At 67.4% G+C, this 17,070-nt stretch carries 10 protein-coding genes; 2 read left to right on the top strand and 8 right to left on the bottom strand.

Annotated features, from left to right (window positions below; all coding sequences use genetic code 11):
• Window positions 1–16 precede the first annotated feature (16 nt).
• Window positions 17–2,011, top strand: a complete 1,995-nt coding sequence (locus BG482_RS04680) for an alpha-glucuronidase (protein ID WP_069767551.1) — start codon at window positions 17–19, stop codon at window positions 2,009–2,011.
• A 47-nt stretch (window positions 2,012–2,058) separates the two neighbouring features.
• Here the strand turns inward: BG482_RS04680 and BG482_RS04675 are convergent, their stop codons facing one another.
• From BG482_RS04675 to BG482_RS04650, 6 genes are all read right to left on the bottom strand, one after another.
• Window positions 2,059–4,056, bottom strand: coding sequence for a beta-galactosidase (locus BG482_RS04675; RefSeq protein WP_069767550.1), 1,998 nt, complete (start codon window positions 4,054–4,056; stop codon window positions 2,059–2,061).
• A complete protein-coding gene (locus tag BG482_RS04670; RefSeq protein ID WP_069767549.1) occupies window positions 4,053–4,727 on the bottom strand; it encodes a hypothetical protein in 675 nt (224 codons plus the stop codon). The genes BG482_RS04675 and BG482_RS04670 overlap by 4 nt, the downstream gene beginning before the upstream one ends.
• Before the next feature lie 274 nt (window positions 4,728–5,001).
• A complete protein-coding gene (locus tag BG482_RS04665; protein WP_079141574.1) occupies window positions 5,002–6,510 on the bottom strand; it encodes a xylan 1,4-beta-xylosidase in 1,509 nt (502 codons plus the stop codon).
• The gene (locus BG482_RS04660; protein ID WP_069767548.1) at window positions 6,507–8,162 is read right to left on the bottom strand and encodes an extracellular solute-binding protein; all 1,656 of its coding nucleotides are present in this window, start codon (window positions 8,160–8,162) and stop codon (window positions 6,507–6,509) included. Before BG482_RS04660 ends, BG482_RS04665 begins: the two co-directional genes overlap by 4 nt.
• A 33-nt stretch (window positions 8,163–8,195) precedes the next feature.
• Window positions 8,196–9,110, bottom strand: coding sequence for a carbohydrate ABC transporter permease (locus BG482_RS04655; RefSeq protein WP_370745745.1), 915 nt, complete (start codon window positions 9,108–9,110; stop codon window positions 8,196–8,198).
• Window positions 9,107–10,096, bottom strand: a complete 990-nt coding sequence (locus tag BG482_RS04650; protein WP_069767547.1) for a sugar ABC transporter permease — start codon at window positions 10,094–10,096, stop codon at window positions 9,107–9,109. The genes BG482_RS04655 and BG482_RS04650 overlap by 4 nt, the downstream gene beginning before the upstream one ends.
• Before the next feature lie 270 nt (window positions 10,097–10,366).
• On the opposite strand from BG482_RS04650, the gene BG482_RS04645 reads away from it, so the two are divergent.
• A complete protein-coding gene (locus BG482_RS04645; protein WP_069767546.1) occupies window positions 10,367–11,359 on the top strand; it encodes an acetylxylan esterase in 993 nt (330 codons plus the stop codon).
• 731 nt (window positions 11,360–12,090) lie between these two features.
• Here the strand turns inward: BG482_RS04645 and BG482_RS04640 are convergent.
• On the bottom strand, window positions 12,091–13,155 hold the full coding sequence (locus tag BG482_RS04640) for a lytic polysaccharide monooxygenase (RefSeq protein WP_069767545.1): 1,065 nt from the start codon (window positions 13,153–13,155) through the stop codon (window positions 12,091–12,093).
• Between the two features lie 864 nt (window positions 13,156–14,019).
• Entirely contained in the window at window positions 14,020–16,737 is a 2,718-nt protein-coding gene (gene acnA, locus BG482_RS04635; RefSeq protein ID WP_069767544.1) for an aconitate hydratase AcnA, read from the bottom strand.
• Window positions 16,738–17,070 lie beyond the last annotated feature (333 nt).

Here is a 17,070-nt window from a genome sequence, read left to right as displayed (position 1 = left end):
CATCACCGGAGGGACCATGCCGAGCACCGTGCCCGCCCTGCCCGAGGGAGTCGACCCCGCCTGGTTGCCACCGGACGCATTCCGGGCGCTGGGCAGCCGGCGGACCCTGATCCAGGGCTCGGGGCCACTGGTGGAGACGGTGCACGGCGAAGTCGCCCTCGCCTGCTCGCAGTTCGGCGGGGAGGTCGTACGGGAAGCATCGCGTTCCCCGTACGACCTCGTGCTGCGCGTGGCCGACGACGCCAGTGGGGGCGCCGGCGAGGAGGGGTTCCTCCATGAGCGTGCCGCCGGGACGACCACCGTCACGGCGGCCGGGCAACGCGGGCTGCTGTACGGGATGTTCCATGTCGTGCGGCTCGGAGAGGACGCCTTCCGTGGTGCGCGTCCACGTGAGGCGCACCGACCGGCGACGGCCCTGCGGATGCTGGACCACTGGGACAACGTGGCCGTTCATCCGGTCATGGGACAGGTGGAACGGGGATACGCCGGCGGCTCGCTGTTCTGGCGGGACGGACGGGCCCGTGGTGATACCGAGCGCGTCAGGGCGTACGGCAGACTGCTGGCGGCCTGCGGCGTCAACGCCGTCTCGGTCAACAACGTCAACGTCCACGACGTCGAGGCGCACCTGCTCACCGACCGGATCGGCGAGGTGGCGCAGATCGCCCGGGCTTTGCGGCCGTACGGCATCCGGACGCACCTTTCGGTGACCTTCGCCGCGCCTGTCGTGCTCGGCCGCCTGCCCACCGCCGACCCCCTGGACGGCGTCGTGCGCGACTGGTGGGCGCGAGCCGTACGCGCCGTCTACGAGGCGATCCCTGATTTCGGCGGGTTCGTGGTGAAAGCCGACTCGGAGGGCCAACCGGGCCCGTTCACCTACGGCCGCACACATGCGGACGGCGCGAACATGCTGGCCGCCGCCCTCGCCCCGTACGACGGCACGGTCCATTGGCGGGCCTTCGTGTACGACCACCGTCAGGACTGGCGGGACCGGTCGACGGACCGGGCTCGCGCCGCGTACGACCATTTCGCGCCGCTCGACGGGGAGTTCGCCGCCAACGCCGTGCTCCAGGTGAAGCACGGACCCATGGACTTCCAGGTCCGCGAACCGGTCTCACCGGTGTTCGGCGCGCTTGCGCGGACCCGGGTCGCCGTGGAGGTGCAGGCAACCCAGGAGTACACCGGGCAGCAACGGCACGTGTGTTGGCTCGGGCCGATGTGGAGCGAGGTGCTGCGCTTCCGGCCGGACGGCGAACAGGGCTTGTCCGTGAGCGAGTTGGCATCAGGCGGTTCGGTGGCCGTGTCCAACGTGGGCGACGACCCGTTCTGGACCGGGCACCCGCTGGCCCAGGCGAACCTCTACACCTTCGGCCGGCTCGCCTGGCAGCCGGAGGCCGACCCGCTTCGGATCCTGGACGAGTGGATCGCGCTCACCTTCCCCGCCGCCCCCGAGCGGCTGACGGCAGGTCTGCGCACGGTCTTGCGGAACTCCTGGCGGACCTATGAGAAGTACACCGCGCCGCTGGGCGTGGGTTTCATGGTGCAGCCCGGGCATCACTACGGTCCCGCAGTCGACGGCTACGAGTACAGCCCCTGGGGGACGTATCACTTCGCTGACCGGGACGGGATCGGCGTCGACCGGAGCGCGGCGACCGGCACCGGTTACGCAAGCCAGTACAGCGAGCCCTGGTCCACCTTGTACGAGTCGGCGGACTCGTGTCCGGACGCCTTGCTGCTGTTCTTCCATCACGTGCCGTACGGGCATGTTCTGAAGAGCGGGAAAACGGTTGTGCAGCATATCTATGACACGCATTTCGAGGGCGTCGAGGAAGCGGAACAGGCTCGTCGGGTGTGGGCGGGCCTCGCGGATCTGGTGGAGCCGGCACGGCACGCGCGCGTCGCGGAACGCTACGACGAACAGGTACGCGGCGCACGGGAGTGGCGGGACCAGGTGAACAGCTACTTCCTGCGGAAGTCGGGCGTCCCCGACGAACGGGGGCGAACGATCTACTGAAGCACGAGCACGACCACGCCGAGAGGGTCCAGGGTCAGGGCGTCGCCCTAGTCGAGCCGCTTGCCCGTGAGGAGGTCCCTCGCCGAGGCATGGACCGCCACGTCGGTCGATGCCGAACCGTGGTTGAGCAGGAAGAGCAGGCGGATGCCGTCGGGAGCGACGCGGGTGGCCGTCTCCACGGCGCGGTGGTCGGCATAGGGGCCGATGAGCGCGTGACGTGCCAGGACGCGCCGGACGACATGCTCGACGCCGGACCGGTCGAGAGCCGTCGCCACGTACCAGCCCTCTCCCCCGCTGGGGCCGAAGCGGTTGCGGGTCACAGCCGGGGTGCCCGCGTAGAAGTCCGCGCCGTACAGGGCGACCGGCTCGGCTCCGCGCAGCTGGACGATCTCGAAGACGAGCCGCGCCTGTGCGGTGAGCTCCCCCAGCCGCACCGGCTGTACGACCTCTTCCGGTCGTGCGTCCCACTCGTCGACGCGGATCCCCATGAGGGAGGCCAGCGGGCCGGGGACGTCGGTGAGGAAGGCACGGTCGTGCTCGTCGCACCGGGCGGTGAGGAAGGTGGCGAGCACGCTCCCGCCGCGCCGGGCAACCGCTTCCAGACGCGTTGCCAGGTCCCGCTTGACGAGGTGGAGCGCCGGCGCGAGGACCACGTCGTACGATGTCAGATCTGCGGTCACTGGCACGACGTCCACATCCGCGCCCGCCTCCCGAGCTGCACGATAGTAAGCGTGTACGACGTCCGGGTAACGGATCAGCCGGGAGGGGCCGTCGGAGATCTCCAGCGCCCACCAGCTGTCCCAGTCGAAGAGGAGAGCGGTACGCGCAGGCGTCCGGGCACCGAGCGTCATCGCGCCCAGCTGCGCCAACTCGGTTTCCAGGGCGGCCACTTCGGAGAAGACCCGGGTATCGGCTCGGCCCGCATGGCCGATGACCGCGCCGTGGTACTTCTCGCACGCACCGCGTGAGGCGCGCATCTGGAAGTAGAGGACGGCGTCCGCTCCGTGCGCGACGGCCTGCCAGGTCGCGAGCCGGAGTTCGCCCGGGCGGCGCAGGGGGTTGACGTTGCGGCAGGCGGTGGTGGAGGGCGTCTGCTCCATCAGCCAGAAGGGGGCCCCGTCCTTGAGGCCGCGCATCAGGTCGTGGGCGAGGGCCGGCCGCGTGGGCGGGGCGTCCGCCTGGGGGTAGTTGTCCCACGAGGCGAAGTCGAGGTGCGGCGCCCACCGGTGGTAGTCGATCGGACGGTAGGCGCCCATGAGGTTGGTGGTGACGGGCGTGTCCGGGTCGTGGAGGCGGATGGCGTCCTTCTCGGCGGTGAAGCAGCCGAGCAGGGCGTCCGTCATGAAGCGCTGGTAGTCGAGGGTGATGCCCTGGAAGGCGGTGTGATCGGGTCCGCGCCAGTGCTCCGTCAGCGCGCTCGGCGGTTCGACCTCGTCCCAGTCGGTGAATCGGTGCGACCAGAACGTCGTGCACCATGCGTCGTTGAGAGCGTCGAGGGTGCCGTGCGCGTCTCTCAGCCAGCCACGGAAAGCACGGGCACATACCTTGCAGTAACACGATCCGCCGTACTCGTTGTTGATGTGCCAGGCCAGCAACGCAGGGTGTTGGGCGTAGCGTTCGGCGAGCCGAGCGGCCAGTGCCGTGGAGAGCCGCCGGTACGCGTGCGAGCTGGGGCAGAAGTTGTGCCGTTGCCCGTACCCGTGACGGCGCCCCTCGAAGTCGGTGCGGTTGACCTCGGGGTACTTCTTCGCGAGCCAGGGCGGGACGGCTGCGGTCGCGGTGGCCAGACACACCTGGCGTCCCTCGGCGGCGGCACGGTCGAGGACGCCGTCGATCACAGTGAAGTCGTACACGTCCTCGGCGGGTTGCATGACCGACCAGCAGAAGACGCCGACGGTGAGCGTGTCGACGCCGGCCTGCGTGAACAGACGGTGGTCGTCGTCCTGGACGTCCCGCGGCCACTGTTCGGGGTGATAGTCGCCGCCGTACGGGATCTTGGCGGTGCACGGAAGCCGGCCGTCGTTTGCGGTTTCGTGCTCGGTCATGCGGTGAAGTCCTCCTGCGTCTCGACGATCACCGGGCGGCTCGACTGCAGCAGCGAGAGCAGCAGCGGTGCGGCCAGCAGGACGGTCAGCGCCTCCGTGAGAGTGACGGTCAGACCTGCGGCCAGCGTCAGCAGCGATGCCGCGCCAAGGGTGACGCGCCGCCGCCGGAGCAGGAAGTACGCGGCGAGGCGGGCGGTGTCCCGGGCCCGGAACGTGAACAACGAGGTGATGACGAGTGCATGAGCCCCCCAGAGCAGGGAGGCGACGCCGACGGCCCCGAGGAACACCGCCCACCAGACGGGCAGCCCCGTGGCCGCGAAGTGGGTGAGGGTGAAGACGATCACGGTCAGCCACGCCGACAGCGGCATCCAGAGCCTCAGCGCGGGCAGTGCGTTCAGGCGCAGCCCGCGCCGGAAGGCCCGGGCCGGGTGCAGGTCGGTGAGGTCGCGGCTGCGGTGGTGTAAGGCGTACAGCGCGGCGGAGGCGGCCGGGCCGAGCGGTGAGACGCAGACGGCGACGAGGGGCAGGTTGGCGGGGTCGGGGCCCAGCGCGAGCAGAGCGGCCAGACCTGGGGCGGCCGTGACGAGGAACAGTGCCTCGACCGTGAGCAGGGTGTGCAGCAGGGCAGTTGCCCGGGAGAGCGGTCCTGTTCCGAAACCCACGGTGCTCATGAGGCCCCCTGGCGGACGCTCGGCGGCGGAAACGGAAGGTGGCGGGGCAACCGGTTCCGCAAACAATCAGCTCGCTCCTTCTGACGCTCGCGGGCTGCCGGACACGGGCTGCGGGGTGTTGGGGCTGGTCGTAACGGGTGAGGAAAACGGTTTCGAGATCGTTCAGGGCGGGCGCCTCGTCGGGCGTGTCGGGCGTTCCCCGGCCGTGTTTTCTCGGTGCGAGCTGTGGGAAGGGGCTGCCGTCGAGAAAGCGGTATCGCAGCGTTTCTCACGCTCATGGCACCGACCGGCCCAGCAAGCGTTGCTCGTCCCACCAGGACGGTGTCTCGTCGGTCACCGGTGTGAGTTCCACGAGGGTGATCTCGTGGCGTGCCAAGGTGAGGTCCAGTTCCGCGCGGCCGTCCTGGACGGAGAGCCGCCGGTGGCTGCGGGCGGGCTCGGCAGCCTCCTGGAGGACGTCCAACTGCCCGAGCCGTGGCGAGCGCGGGCTGCCCATGTGCCGCCAAGCGGTGTACGCGTTGCCTCGATCCTCGTCGACGGTGGACCGGCGGACGAAGAGCTCCCGGGCCGCGGCCGGAAGTGACAGGCGCAGCGCATGCCGGTCGGGGCCCGCGGTCCGCCCCGTCGGGTCGACGGGCGCCCAGGCCAGGACCGCGATCCGGCCGTCCGCGTGGCGGGTGACGAGGTGATCGTCACCTCGGGCCAGCAGATCGGGACCCATCCGGGCCATGAAGGCATAGAGGTAGTACGTCGGTTTCTTGAGCTGCCGGTGGGTGAGCAGTCCGAAGCCGCCGTGGAAGAGAGCCGTGGGGACACCGCTTTCCTCGAACATGTCGCTGAACGTCCAGTAGGAGAAGGAGTCCGCGAGGTCGCCACCATGGGCGAGCACGGGGGCGAGGTAGGCGGCGTGGAACGCGGTGTCGTGGATCGGGTTGTCGGGCCGGTAGGAGGAGTTGAACTCCGTTATGTGCAGCGGCAAGCCGGCCAGTGCGGTGCCCTTGAGACGTTCACGGGGAGTGGCGAACTGATCGAGGAGATCGGAGGCCGGGGCCAGCGTCTGGTGGACGCCGAACGGGACGTGCTGGGCAGGGCCGGAGGAGTAGGCGTGCTTCGACACGAAGTCGACGGGAACGTCCCGTCGGTCGATGAACTCGGCGAACCTGTCCAGCCAGACATCGGCGCCCGGCGAGATCGCGGGGCCACCGACCTGGAGACCGGAGTCCACCTCTTTGACCGTGTGTGCGGTGATCTCGTACAGCCGGTGGTACGCCGTTTCGTCCGCGTCCTGCCAGAAGTCGCGCAGGTTGGGCTCGTTCCACACCTCGATGGGCCAGGTCCGGACCTCGTCGAGACCGTAGCGGTCGACGAGGTGGGTGAGCGTCGCACGCACCAGGTCGGCCCACTCGTGGGGGGAACGGGGTGGAGTGACGTTGCCGCGCCACCAGAAAACCGTCTGCTCGCCGGAGGCCAGCCCGGCGGGCATGAATCCGAGTTCCAGGAACGGCTTGATACCGGTTTCCCTGTAGGCGTCGAGTACTTGGTCGACGTAGGTGAAGGAATGGTGGACTCGGCGAGCACCCTCGTGATCGTAAGGCCGGTACACACCCATGCCGTCGCTGAGCAGGCCGTGACCACGGATGTGCCGGAAACCGATGTCGCGCTGAAGCAGGCGGAGGGAGTCCTGGTAGTCGCGGCGTAGGGCGAGTTCGATCCGGCCGGTGCCGACGCATTGTCGCCAGGCGTCGGAGAACCGGCCCGTCGGATCGGCAGGGACGCGGATCACCCGTTCTCCTTCTTGAAGCGCTCGCGCGCCTGGTTGTGCAGCCCGACGAACCGATCCATGTTCTTGGCCTTCAACTCGGTCACGTAATCGCCCCATTCGGACAGCGGGCGCTTTCCGAGGACGAACTTGAGCATGTTCTGGGTGACGTGGTCCCTCAAAGGGGTGTCCCAGAGAGAGGCCTGCTCCTGCTCCACGGACTGCAGCGGGTGGGCCGGGTCGATGGGCAGTTGTTCGCGCTGAGCCATGGCGTCCTGGAACCTCTTCTCGTCCGGACCGAAGGACGAGGAAACGAGCGCCCAACTGCCGCCGTAGGTGAACACGCCGTTGAAGAACCCGTAGTCCTTCTGCAGGTCCTTCGGCGCGTCCGGGTCCGACCCCATGAGGCTGATGCCGGGCTCGAGCTTGTACTGGCTGCCCGAGTAGGTGTACGTGGTGCCCTGCACGCCCCACTTGGCGAACCGCTGGCCCTCGTCCGAGTACCAGAGCCAGTCGACGAACTGCATCATCGCGACGAAGGTGTCGCTCTTGAGGGCCTTGGTGGAGATCATGACGCCGTTCTCCAGCCGAGCACCGCCCATCACCACAGGGCCGGCCGGGCCGAGCGGAACCGGCACCATCTCGATCTTCGCGCCCTTGACCTGCTTCTCCAGGTTGTAGCGGTAGTTCTGGACCAGCTCCTGTGGATTGGCGCTGATCGCGAAGGACTTCTGGCCGAAAAGTTTCTGAGCAGCTTCGTCGTCTGTCTGGGTGAAGCTCTCCGGGTCCATCAGCTTTTCAGCAACCAGTTTCCTCAGGTACTCGACCACCTGGCGGTAACCGTCCGTGGCTCCGGTGAAGACGAACTCTCCGCTCTTCGCGTCGAAGCTGATGTTGTCGTAGGTCCAGCCGGCCTTCACACCGTGCGCCTGCCCGAGGTAGCTGAGCAACGCGGCGGCCGGAAAGGGCGTGTTGGTGCTCCACCGGTCGGAGAAGGGATAGAGATCCGGGTGTTCGGCCTTGATCGCCTTGAAGACGTCGTAGACCTGGTCCCAGGTCGTGGGCAGGTCCAGACCGAGCCTGTCGAGGACGTCAGTGCGCAAGGACAGCGAATATCCAGATTTCACCTTCTCGTGCAGCCCTGGGAGCAGGTAGTACTTTCCGTCGGACTGACGGATGGAATCGAGCTCGGGCTCCAGTCTCCATTTTCTGACCTTGTCCCGGAAGTTGGGCATGAGGTGCACGTAGTCGCTGACCGGGAGGATCGCACCCGAGGAGACGAAGGCCACCTCCGACGGGTGGTAGGTCTTGGGGATCAGGAACGGCGCGTCGCCCGCCCCGATGAGGACACTGCGCTTCTTCTCGTAGTCGCTCAGCGGAACGGCGATCGGCTTCAGGGTGATCCCGGTGCGCCGGGTGAGCTCTTTCCAGAAGAGCCAGCCGTCCTTCATCGGGTAGACCGGGTTGTTGTTGTGCAGAATGGAGAAGGAAAGGGCTTTCTCCGCCTTGAACTGCTGCCCGACGCGGTATTCCTTCATCGCTCCGTTCTGCTTCTTGGAGAGGTCCTTGCTGTCACCTCCATCGTCTCCGCTTCCACAGCCGGTGAGCGCGGCAAGACCGACGAAGCCTGCGGCGGACAGCATCTGACGTCGTGACAGCTGGCCTGCGTTCTTCACGGAGACTCCTTTGTTCCGTAAGGGGTACGGCTCTCAGCCCTTGACCGCGCCGAGCGTGACGCCGGAGACGAAGTAGCGCTGGACGAACGGGTACACGCAGAGGATGGGCAGCGCCGTCAGCACGATGGTGACCGCCTGGATGTTCGCCCCGACCTGGCTGAGCTGATCTGTTCCCGCACCGGCGTTGCCGCCGGTCGTGGCACCTGAGATCAGGTTGCGCAGATAGACCGTGGCCGGCATCAGTTCGGTCCGGTCCATGTACAGATACGCCGAGAACCAGGAGTTCCAGAAGGACACCGAGTAGAAGAGGACCATCGTCGCGATGACCGCCTTGGACAGCGGCAACACGATTCTGATCAGGATCCCGTAGGTGCTCAGCCCGTCGATCTCCGCGGCCTCCTCGAGTTCGCTCGGCAGGCTCTCGAAGAACGCCTTCATCACCAGCAGGTTGAAAACGCTGATCGCGTTGGGCAGGGCGATCGCCCAGACCGAGTTCTTCAGGCCAAGGCTGGTGACCAGGACATAGTTCGGAATCAGCCCGCCGGTGAAGAACATGGTGAACACGGCGACGCCGACCAGCAGCCCTCGCCCCTTCAGATTCCTTTTCGACAGAACGTAGGCGTAGCAGGTCGTCAGAACCATGGCGATGACGGTGGAGACGGTCGTGTACAGAACCGTGTTTCCGTAGTTGCGCCAGAACATCGAGTCATGAAAAACGATCTTGTAGGTGGTGAGGTTGAACCCCTTGGGCCACAGGGTCACTTCGCCGGCGCGGATCTGACGTTCCCCGCTGAAGGACCGGGCGATGATGTTGACGAAGGGATACAGGGTCACGAGCACGACGAGGGTGAGGATGACGGCGTTGACGCCCTGAAAGACGCGGTAGCCACGCGTGGGTTGGTGCACCGAGGTGCGCGGGCGCGGAGCACGGGCGGTCAGGAGGTTCACCACAGGCTCGTCCCCACGCTGCGACGGGACAACAGGTTCGCGCTCGTGATCAGCACGAGGCCGATGACCGCCTCGAACAACCCGATCGCGGCGGCGTAACTGAAACTGTTGGACTCGACACCGGTTCGGTACAGGTAGGTCGAGACCACGTCGGCGGTCGGGTAGGTCAGCGGGTTGTACAGCAGAAGGACCTTCTCGAAACCGACCGCCATGAAGGTGCCGATGTTGAGGATCAGCAGCGTGATCATGGTGGGGCGGATGCCCGGCAGAGTGACGTGCCAGATCTGCCGCCAGCGGCTCGCACCGTCGATGCGGGCGGCCTCGTAGAGGTCCTCGTCGATGGTAGTGAGCGCCGCGAGGTAGAGGATCGTGCCCCAGCCGGCGGTCTGCCAGATCTCCGACCCCACGTAGATCGTGCGGAACCATCCGGGTTCCTGGATGAAGCGGACGGGTTCATGACCGATCCAGGTCAGTACGTGGTTGACCGGACCGTCCGTGGCCAGCATCTGCAGGGTGATGCCGGCGACGATCACCATCGACAGGAAGTGAGGAAGATACGAAATCGATTGCACAAACCGTTTCAGCGAGCGCCGCCGTACCTCGTTGAGCAGCAACGCCAGGACGATCGGGATCGGAAAGCAGAACACGAGTGTGAGCCCGCCGAGCCACAAGGTGTTGCGGAAGACCTGCCAGAAGGTGGGGTCGGTCAGGAACATCCGCACGTATCGGAGTCCCACCCACCGCTCCCCCAGAATCGACCCGCCCGGTTCGAAGCGGCGGAAGGCGATCACGTTGCCGATCATCGGCAGATAGCGGAAGACGAGGAAGAACAGAAGCGGCAGCACGGCCAGCGAATACAGCTGCCAGTCCCGGCGCAGCGCCCGCCCCCAGCCGCGGCGCACGACCGGTCGTGCCGGCCCGTGCCGGGGCTTCGCAAGCGGGTGCCGGGTTCCTGGCGGTGGGGCCGACCTGGTGGAGGTGCTCATGCTCGGGCCTCCCGGGGCATCCTTCGAAACGCTCGATTCGACGTGCGTGATCTCGAAACTTTCGTGCCCTTACCGGTAACTCTGCGGCAACGTAAGGGTTCGCGGAAAGCGCTGTCAATGGGTGCTGCACGGTGGGCTGGTGGGACGTCGGGTGGCGTTGTGGAATCCTCGAAGGCGGGGTAGAACCGGGAAGTCGACTGCTCCGTCCCCCGCAAATTTCTGGCTGACCTACGCAACAATCGCTCCCCCACGACACTGCGAGGTGGCACTGTGCCCGCGTTCGACCTACCGCTACCCGAGCTGGAACGCCATCGCCCAGAACTCGACGAGCCCGCCGACTTCGACGCGTTCTGGGCCGACACCCTGCGCCAGGCGCAGCAGCGAGAACCACTGGTTTCCGTGCGTCCCGTCGAAACCGGTCTGCGTCTCGTCCAGACGTGGGACGTCGCGTTCCGAGGCTTCGCAGGTGATCCGGTCAGGGCATGGTTCACCCGCCCGACCGACACGCGGGAACCGCTTCCCACGGTCGTCGAGTACGTCGGCTTCGGGCGCGGGCGCGGGTTCCCACACGAGCGGCTGACCTGGGTGAACGCGGGCTACGCGCATCTCCTCATGGACAACCGCGGCCAGGGCGACCAGTACGGCGACGGAGGCGTCACCCCCGACCCGCACGCCACCGCGCCGGGCGGTCCGGGCCCTGCCGCACGCGGCCTGCTCTCACCGCAGGACTATCACTATCGGCGCCTGATCACGGACGCGGTGCGTGCCGTGACGGCCGTCCGCGCGCTGCCCGGTGTCGATCCCGCGCGCACGGTCGCCGCCGGAAACAGCCAGGGCGGCGGGCTCGCCCTGGCCGTCGCGGGCCTGGTCCCCGATCTCGCCGCCGCACTCGTCACGGCCCCCTTCCTGTGCGGCATCCGGCGCGCTCTGGACCTCACCGACGCGGGGCCGTACGGAGAGATCGCCCGTTACCTCTCCGTCCATCGGGGTGCGGAAGAAGCCGCTTACCGCACGCTTTCCTATGTAGAAGGCGTTTCCTTCGCTCGGCGGGCCCAGGCCCCGGTCCACTTCGGCACGGGCCTGCGCGACATCGTCTGTCCTCCGAGCGGGGCGTACGCCGCGTTCAACCGTTACGGCGAGCTCAGCAGTGGGGCCCCTGCCCGCAAAGAGATCCACACGTATCCGTTCAACGGGCACGAGGGGGGCGAGGGCGCGCAGGTGAGGCGACAACTCCACTGGTTGGCAGCACAGTTGGCTGAATGATGCGCCGGCCGTCCTTCACCGTCCGCCCGGCACCCCTCCCTCTCTCAGCTCCAGCCGACAGCCGGCAGCCGGTGAACCGCGCCGCATCCGGCGGTCGTGGGTGACCAGCACCAATGCGCCCGCATAGTCGGCAACCGCCTCATCCACGTCCTCGACCCAGGCGGGTGAGAGGTGGATTGGTGGACTCGTCCAGCAGAAGAGGTCAACGGGTTCGCTCACCATCCGTGCCCCTGCCCCACTGTGTTCGCAGCGCCCACATCCGGTAGCAGTTCACCTGCGCGCACGTGCAGGAAGGTGGTCTTGACGCACCGTTCGGACCAATGACCTACCGGCGTTCGGTGGAGCCGAGCCGAAGTTCCGGCACGGACGGTCGACCGTCCACGAACACGCCGTCCAGTCGCGCGATCGGCCCTTCGACAGTCGTCGCCCAGGTGTCGATGCGGGCCCCGACCGGGAGCCACTCTGGAGGCGGCGACACGGGGGCGGCGTCAGCCCTTCGGTCCGGTTCGAGATGGCGAATCAGGCAGCCCGGGCGCCCCGAGCAATCAGGGCGGCTAGTGGGACCAGTGCGACCAGTGCGACCAGTGCGACCAGTGCGACCAGTGGCATCGTCCGGTCGAGGACGCTCCGGATCGCTTCGCTTTTCCCTTGCAGGGCCGGTCCCCGTCCGGTTCGCGGGCCCGGTGAGCACTGACCGCCCACCGGGTCCTCCACTACGGCAGTTGGACTGCTCAACCGACCCTGCAGGGCAGGCTTGTCGTGCTGTCTCCGCCCGAGCCGGAGGTGACGTACCCGAAGGTCGTACTCTGGCCTGGACTCAACGAGCCGTTCCAGTCGGCGTTATGGACCATCGCCGCCTGCCCGTTGTACGTGGCGTTGCCACTCCACAGGCTGGCGATCGACTGCCCTGACGGCAGCGTCCAGTCGACCATCCAACCGAGCATCGGGACGTCGCCCGAGTTGGTGACGGTCACCTCGGACTGGTAGCCGCCGTTCCAGGTGTTCGTGGTCCTGCGGGTTGCAGTGCAGGTGCCTGGGACCGGCTCGGTCGGATTGCCCGGCTCATGGATACCGGTTACCTCGCCATTTCCTCCGTCGAAGACGACGTCGGAGCAGGAGTAGAAGGTCTCCGCGCTGTCCGATCGCTGCCAGACCATGTAGATGATGTGCCGACCGGACTTGTTGGCCGGAAGTCGGCCGGTCCAGGAGTAGTTGGCCTCGACCGTGCCAGGGCTGCCGTGGAGCGGCGGGTGGTCGACGGAGAGGAAGGGCTGGCTCTCGATGTCGTCCCAGGTGAGTGCCCGAGTCGGGTCGAACCCGTCCTTCGTGACGTAGACGTAGAACCAGCCCGGGTGCGCTGCCCAGGCGTTGTAGGAGAAGTCGACAGTTGAGCCTGCGGTGAGATGGGTCAGGGGCCAGTCGTTGCGCGGCGCGTTGAAGCCGGTGAAGTTGGTGTTGCCGCCGCTGCAGAGTTGACCGTCGGGCACAAAGCCCCGGGTGCGGCCCGCGCCGTCGGAGCGCAGCACGGAGAACCAGTTGTAGAACGGCGTGGTACCGCTTACCTGCTGTGCGTTCTTGCAGGCCGGATTGATCGGCTTGATCTCACCGGTGTCGGTCAGCGCGTCCTGCCAGCACAGAAATGTGCGGCTGGCGGGTTTCATGGGAGTGCCGTGAGCCTCGGCCTTGCCACCGGCCGTGACGATCAGACCGAGGGCGGGAACGGTGGCCAGCAAGGCCAGCAGGACGAGGAACAGGGCTCGGGTGCGTAACCTTGATTTCTCGTTTGGTGTGATCATGACAGCTCGGGTGACAGATCGCATGACAGATGAGTCCGCCTTCCGTGTACGGACCGTGCAGGCATGAGGTGCACTGCGGATGCGGTAGCGGTTCGCGTACCTGCGGGGTACCAGCGGGTGTGGGCGAGTTCTTGCGATGGCGAAGTGGGAGCGTCCCACTCCCGTCCGGCAGGTTCCGGTCCACCGGACGCGAGCACATGGGAGCGCTCCCACTTCACCTGTGGCGGAAGATAGCGCCGTATGGCCCACTTGTAAACGGGCTCGTACGGTTTCTCGAGCATCGGGCCGTCAGCAGGGGTGCAGTGACACCGGAACGCGTCGTGGCCAGGAACCCCACGACGACGGCTCCGGCGACCGGCGGGCGGGCACGGCAACCCGTTGTCGAGCGATGCCGCGTCGTCTGCGCGGCGCAGAGGGCTCGTCGGCCGCCGCGAGCCCACCGGCCGAGGACGCGCACCGAAGACGCGCACGAGGCGTCGGTGCGGGATCATGTCGGTCCGACCGGCGCAGCCGCACAGCGCCGGCGCGGGCAGTGCGCCCATCGCCAGTGCGCCCATCGGCAGTACGGCCTCCGCCACGGAAAACGGTTTCGCATCACGTCCGACGGTGGACGCGAGGACGCGACCGGTGCGGGACCCTCTGGGGTGCCGGTTGCCACATCCTGGGGTGCCGGGACCGGGCCCCGGGGGCGCCGGGCGCAGGTCTTCTCCCGGTGAGCGTCCCGGGTGCCTGCGGTGACCCCGACGCCTGGGGCCCAAGGGCCGGTGGCGGGTGGCCCTGGACGGCGGACACGGTTCAGGGCCACACCCCCGGCGATGGGGGGTGCGGCCCTGAACCGCTTTGCGTTACCGCTTACTCGTCCGCTTACTTGCGGATCAGGCTGCGGAGCACGTACTGCATGATGCCGCCGTTGCGGTAGTAATCGGCTTCACCGGGGGTGTCGATGCGGACGACCGCATCGAACGCGACGCCCGTGTCGGTGGTGACCTTGACCGTGCGCGGGGTGGTGCCGTTGTTGAGCTCCTCGACGCCGGTGAAGGAGAAGGCCTCCTCGCCGGTCAGGCCGAACGACTCGGCGTTGGTGCCCTCCGGGAACTGCAGCGGGAGGACGCCCATGCCGATGAGGTTGGAGCGGTGGATGCGCTCGTACGACTCGGCGATGACGGCCTTGACGCCGAGCAGCGCGGTGCCCTTGGCGGCCCAGTCACGCGAGGAACCCGAGCCGTACTCCTTGCCGGCCAGGATGGCCAGCGGGACACCCTGCTCGATGTAGTTGCGGGAGGCGTCGTAGATGAACGACACCGGACCGCCGTCCTGCGTGAAGTCGCGGGTGTAACCGCCTTCCGTACCCGGCGCGATCTGGTTGCGCAGGCGGATGTTGGCGAACGTGCCGCGGATCATGACCTCGTGGTTGCCTCGGCGGGAGCCGTAGGAGTTGAAGTCACGACGCTCCACACCGTGCTCGGTGAGGTACTTGCCGGCCGGGGTGTCGGCCTTGATGGCGCCGGCCGGGGAGATGTGGTCGGTGGTGACCGAGTCGCCCAGCTTGGCCAGGACGCGCGCGCCGGTGATGTCGGAGACCGGGGTGGTCTCCATCGTCATGCCCTCGAAGTACGGGGGCTTGCGGACGTAGGTCGACTCGGCGTCCCACTCGAAGGTGTTGCCGGTCGGGATCGGCAGCGCCTGCCACTGCGCGTCGCCCGCGAAGACGTCCTGGTAGGACTTGTTGAACATGTCCTCGCCGATGGCGTTCGCCACGACGTCGTTCACCTCGGCCTCGGTGGGCCAGATGTCCTTGAGGAAGACCGGGTTGCCGTTCTGGTCGGCGCCCAGGGCGTCCTTGGTGATGTCCACCTTCATGGAACCGGCGAGGGCGTACGCGACGACCAGCGGCGGGGAAGCCAGGTAGTTCATCTTGACGTCGGGGTTGATCCGGCCCTCGAAGTTGCGGTTGCCGGAGAGGACCGACGTGACGGCGAGGTCGTGGTCGTTGACGGCCTTGGAGACCTCCTCCGGCAGCGGACCGGAGTTGCCGATGCAGGTGGTGCAGCCGTAGCCGACGAGGTTGAAGCCGACCTTGTCGAGGTACGGAGTCAGACCTGCCTTGTCGAAGTAATCGGTTACGACCTTCGAACCCGGGGCGAGGGTGGTCTTGACCCACGGCTTGCGGGTCAGGCCCTTCTCCACGGCCTTCTTCGCGACCAGCGCGGCGGCGACCATGACGTACGGGTTGGAGGTGTTGGTGCAGGAGGTGATCGCCGCGACCGTCACCGCACCGTGGTCGATCTCGTACGTCGAGCCGTCGGGGGCGGTCACGGTGACCGGCTTGGACGGGATGCCGTTCGGGATCGTGGACGGCGCGTCGGAGCCGGGGAAGGACTCCTTGCTGGCCTCGTACTCGTCGTTGACGTAGTTGAGGACGTCCTTCTTGAACTGCTCGGCGGCGTTCGCGAGGACGATACGGTCCTGCGGACGCTTCGGGCCGGCGATGGACGGCACGACGGTCGACAGGTCCAGCTCGAGCTTCTCGGAGAAGTCCGGCTCGGCCTTCGGGTCCAGCCAGAGGCCCTGCTCCTTGGCGTACGCCTCGACGAGCGCGACCTGCTGCTCGGAGCGGCCGGTGAGCTTGAGGTACTTCAGGGTCTCGTCGTCGATCGGGAAGATCGCGGCGGTGGAGCCGAACTCCGGCGACATGTTGCCGATGGTGGCGCGGTTCGCGAGGGAGGTCGCGGCGACGCCCTCGCCGTAGAACTCGACGAACTTGCCGACGACGCCGTGCTTGCGCAGCATCTCGGTGATCGTGAGGACGAGGTCCGTGGCGGTGGTGCCGGCGGGCAGCTCACCGGTGAGCTTGAAGCCGACGACGCGCGGGATGAGCATGGAGACCGGCTGGCCGAGCATCGCGGCCTCGGCCTCGATGCCGCCGACGCCCCAGCCCAGCACACCGAGGCCGTTGACCATGGTGGTGTGCGAGTCCGTGCCGACGAGGGTGTCGGGGTACGCCTGGCCGTTGCGGACCATGACGGTCCGGGCCAGGTGCTCGATGTTCACCTGGTGGACGATGCCGGTGCCCGGCGGGACGACCTTGAAGTCGTCGAACGCGGTCTGGCCCCAGCGCAGGAACTGGTAGCGCTCCTTGTTGCGGCCGTACTCCAGCTCGACGTTCTGCGCGAAGGCCTCGTTAGTGCCGAACTTGTCGGCGATGACGGAGTGGTCGATGACCAGCTCGGCCGGGGAGAGCGGGTTGACCTTCGCGGGGTCGCCGCCGAGCTCCTTGACGGCCTCGCGCATGGTGGCGAGGTCGACGACGCAGGGCACGCCGGTGAAGTCCTGCATGATCACGCGGGCCGGCGTGAACTGGATCTCCTGCGACGGCTGGGCCTGGGAGTCCCAGGTGCCGAGCGCACGGATGTGGTCGGCGGTGATGTTCGCGCCGTCCTCGGTACGGAGCAGGTTCTCCAGCAGCACCTTCAGGCTGTACGGAAGGCGAGCCGAGCCTTCCACCTTGTCCAGCCGGAAGATCTCGTACGACTCGTCGCCCACCTGCAGCGTGCTGCGGGCGTCGAAGCTGTTCGCCGACACGACAGTCTCCTTCATTGATGTGCGCGTACCACCGCATCCTGCCGTCACGCGGGCTTGGCCGATCCGCTGAGGTCAGGCTAAGTTAGGTTGCCCTTACCGGGTGGCGGCTGCGGTGCGCCTTCGGCAGATATCTCGATGTCGAGATAACTCTAGTACATGGGGGCTGAATGGTCATGCCCGGGCTCGCTCGTCCGCTGTCATCGAATGTCATCCGATCGAGGCGTCCGACAGCGAACCCGGCCGTCCCGGCTTCCCGGCCGGCGGAACCCGTTCGTACGAGGGACGCGCTGCGGGGTGCCGGGGGGCCGTACCCCGTCGGGACGGATCTTGCGG

This window comes from Streptomyces sp. LUP30, from assembly GCF_001746365.1.
GTDB lineage: Bacteria > Actinomycetota > Actinomycetes > Streptomycetales > Streptomycetaceae > Streptomyces.
Note: the sequence above shows the minus strand (reverse complement) of the source record. Positions and strands in the feature narration are given on the sequence as shown.

Excerpts from the sequence above, each read along its gene's own strand:
- BG482_RS04680 (WP_069767551.1), top strand. The coding sequence starts at position 17 with ATGCCGAGCACCGTGCCCGCCCTGCCCGAGGGAGTCGACCCCGCCTGG.
- BG482_RS04675 (WP_069767550.1), bottom strand. The coding sequence starts at position 4,056 with ATGACCGAGCACGAAACCGCAAACGACGGCCGGCTTCCGTGCACCGCC.
- BG482_RS04670 (WP_069767549.1), bottom strand. The coding sequence starts at position 4,727 with ATGAGCACCGTGGGTTTCGGAACAGGACCGCTCTCCCGGGCAACTGCC.
- BG482_RS04650 (WP_069767547.1), bottom strand. The coding sequence starts at position 10,096 with ATGAGCACCTCCACCAGGTCGGCCCCACCGCCAGGAACCCGGCACCCG.
- BG482_RS04640 (WP_069767545.1), bottom strand. The coding sequence starts at position 13,155 with ATGATCACACCAAACGAGAAATCAAGGTTACGCACCCGAGCCCTGTTC.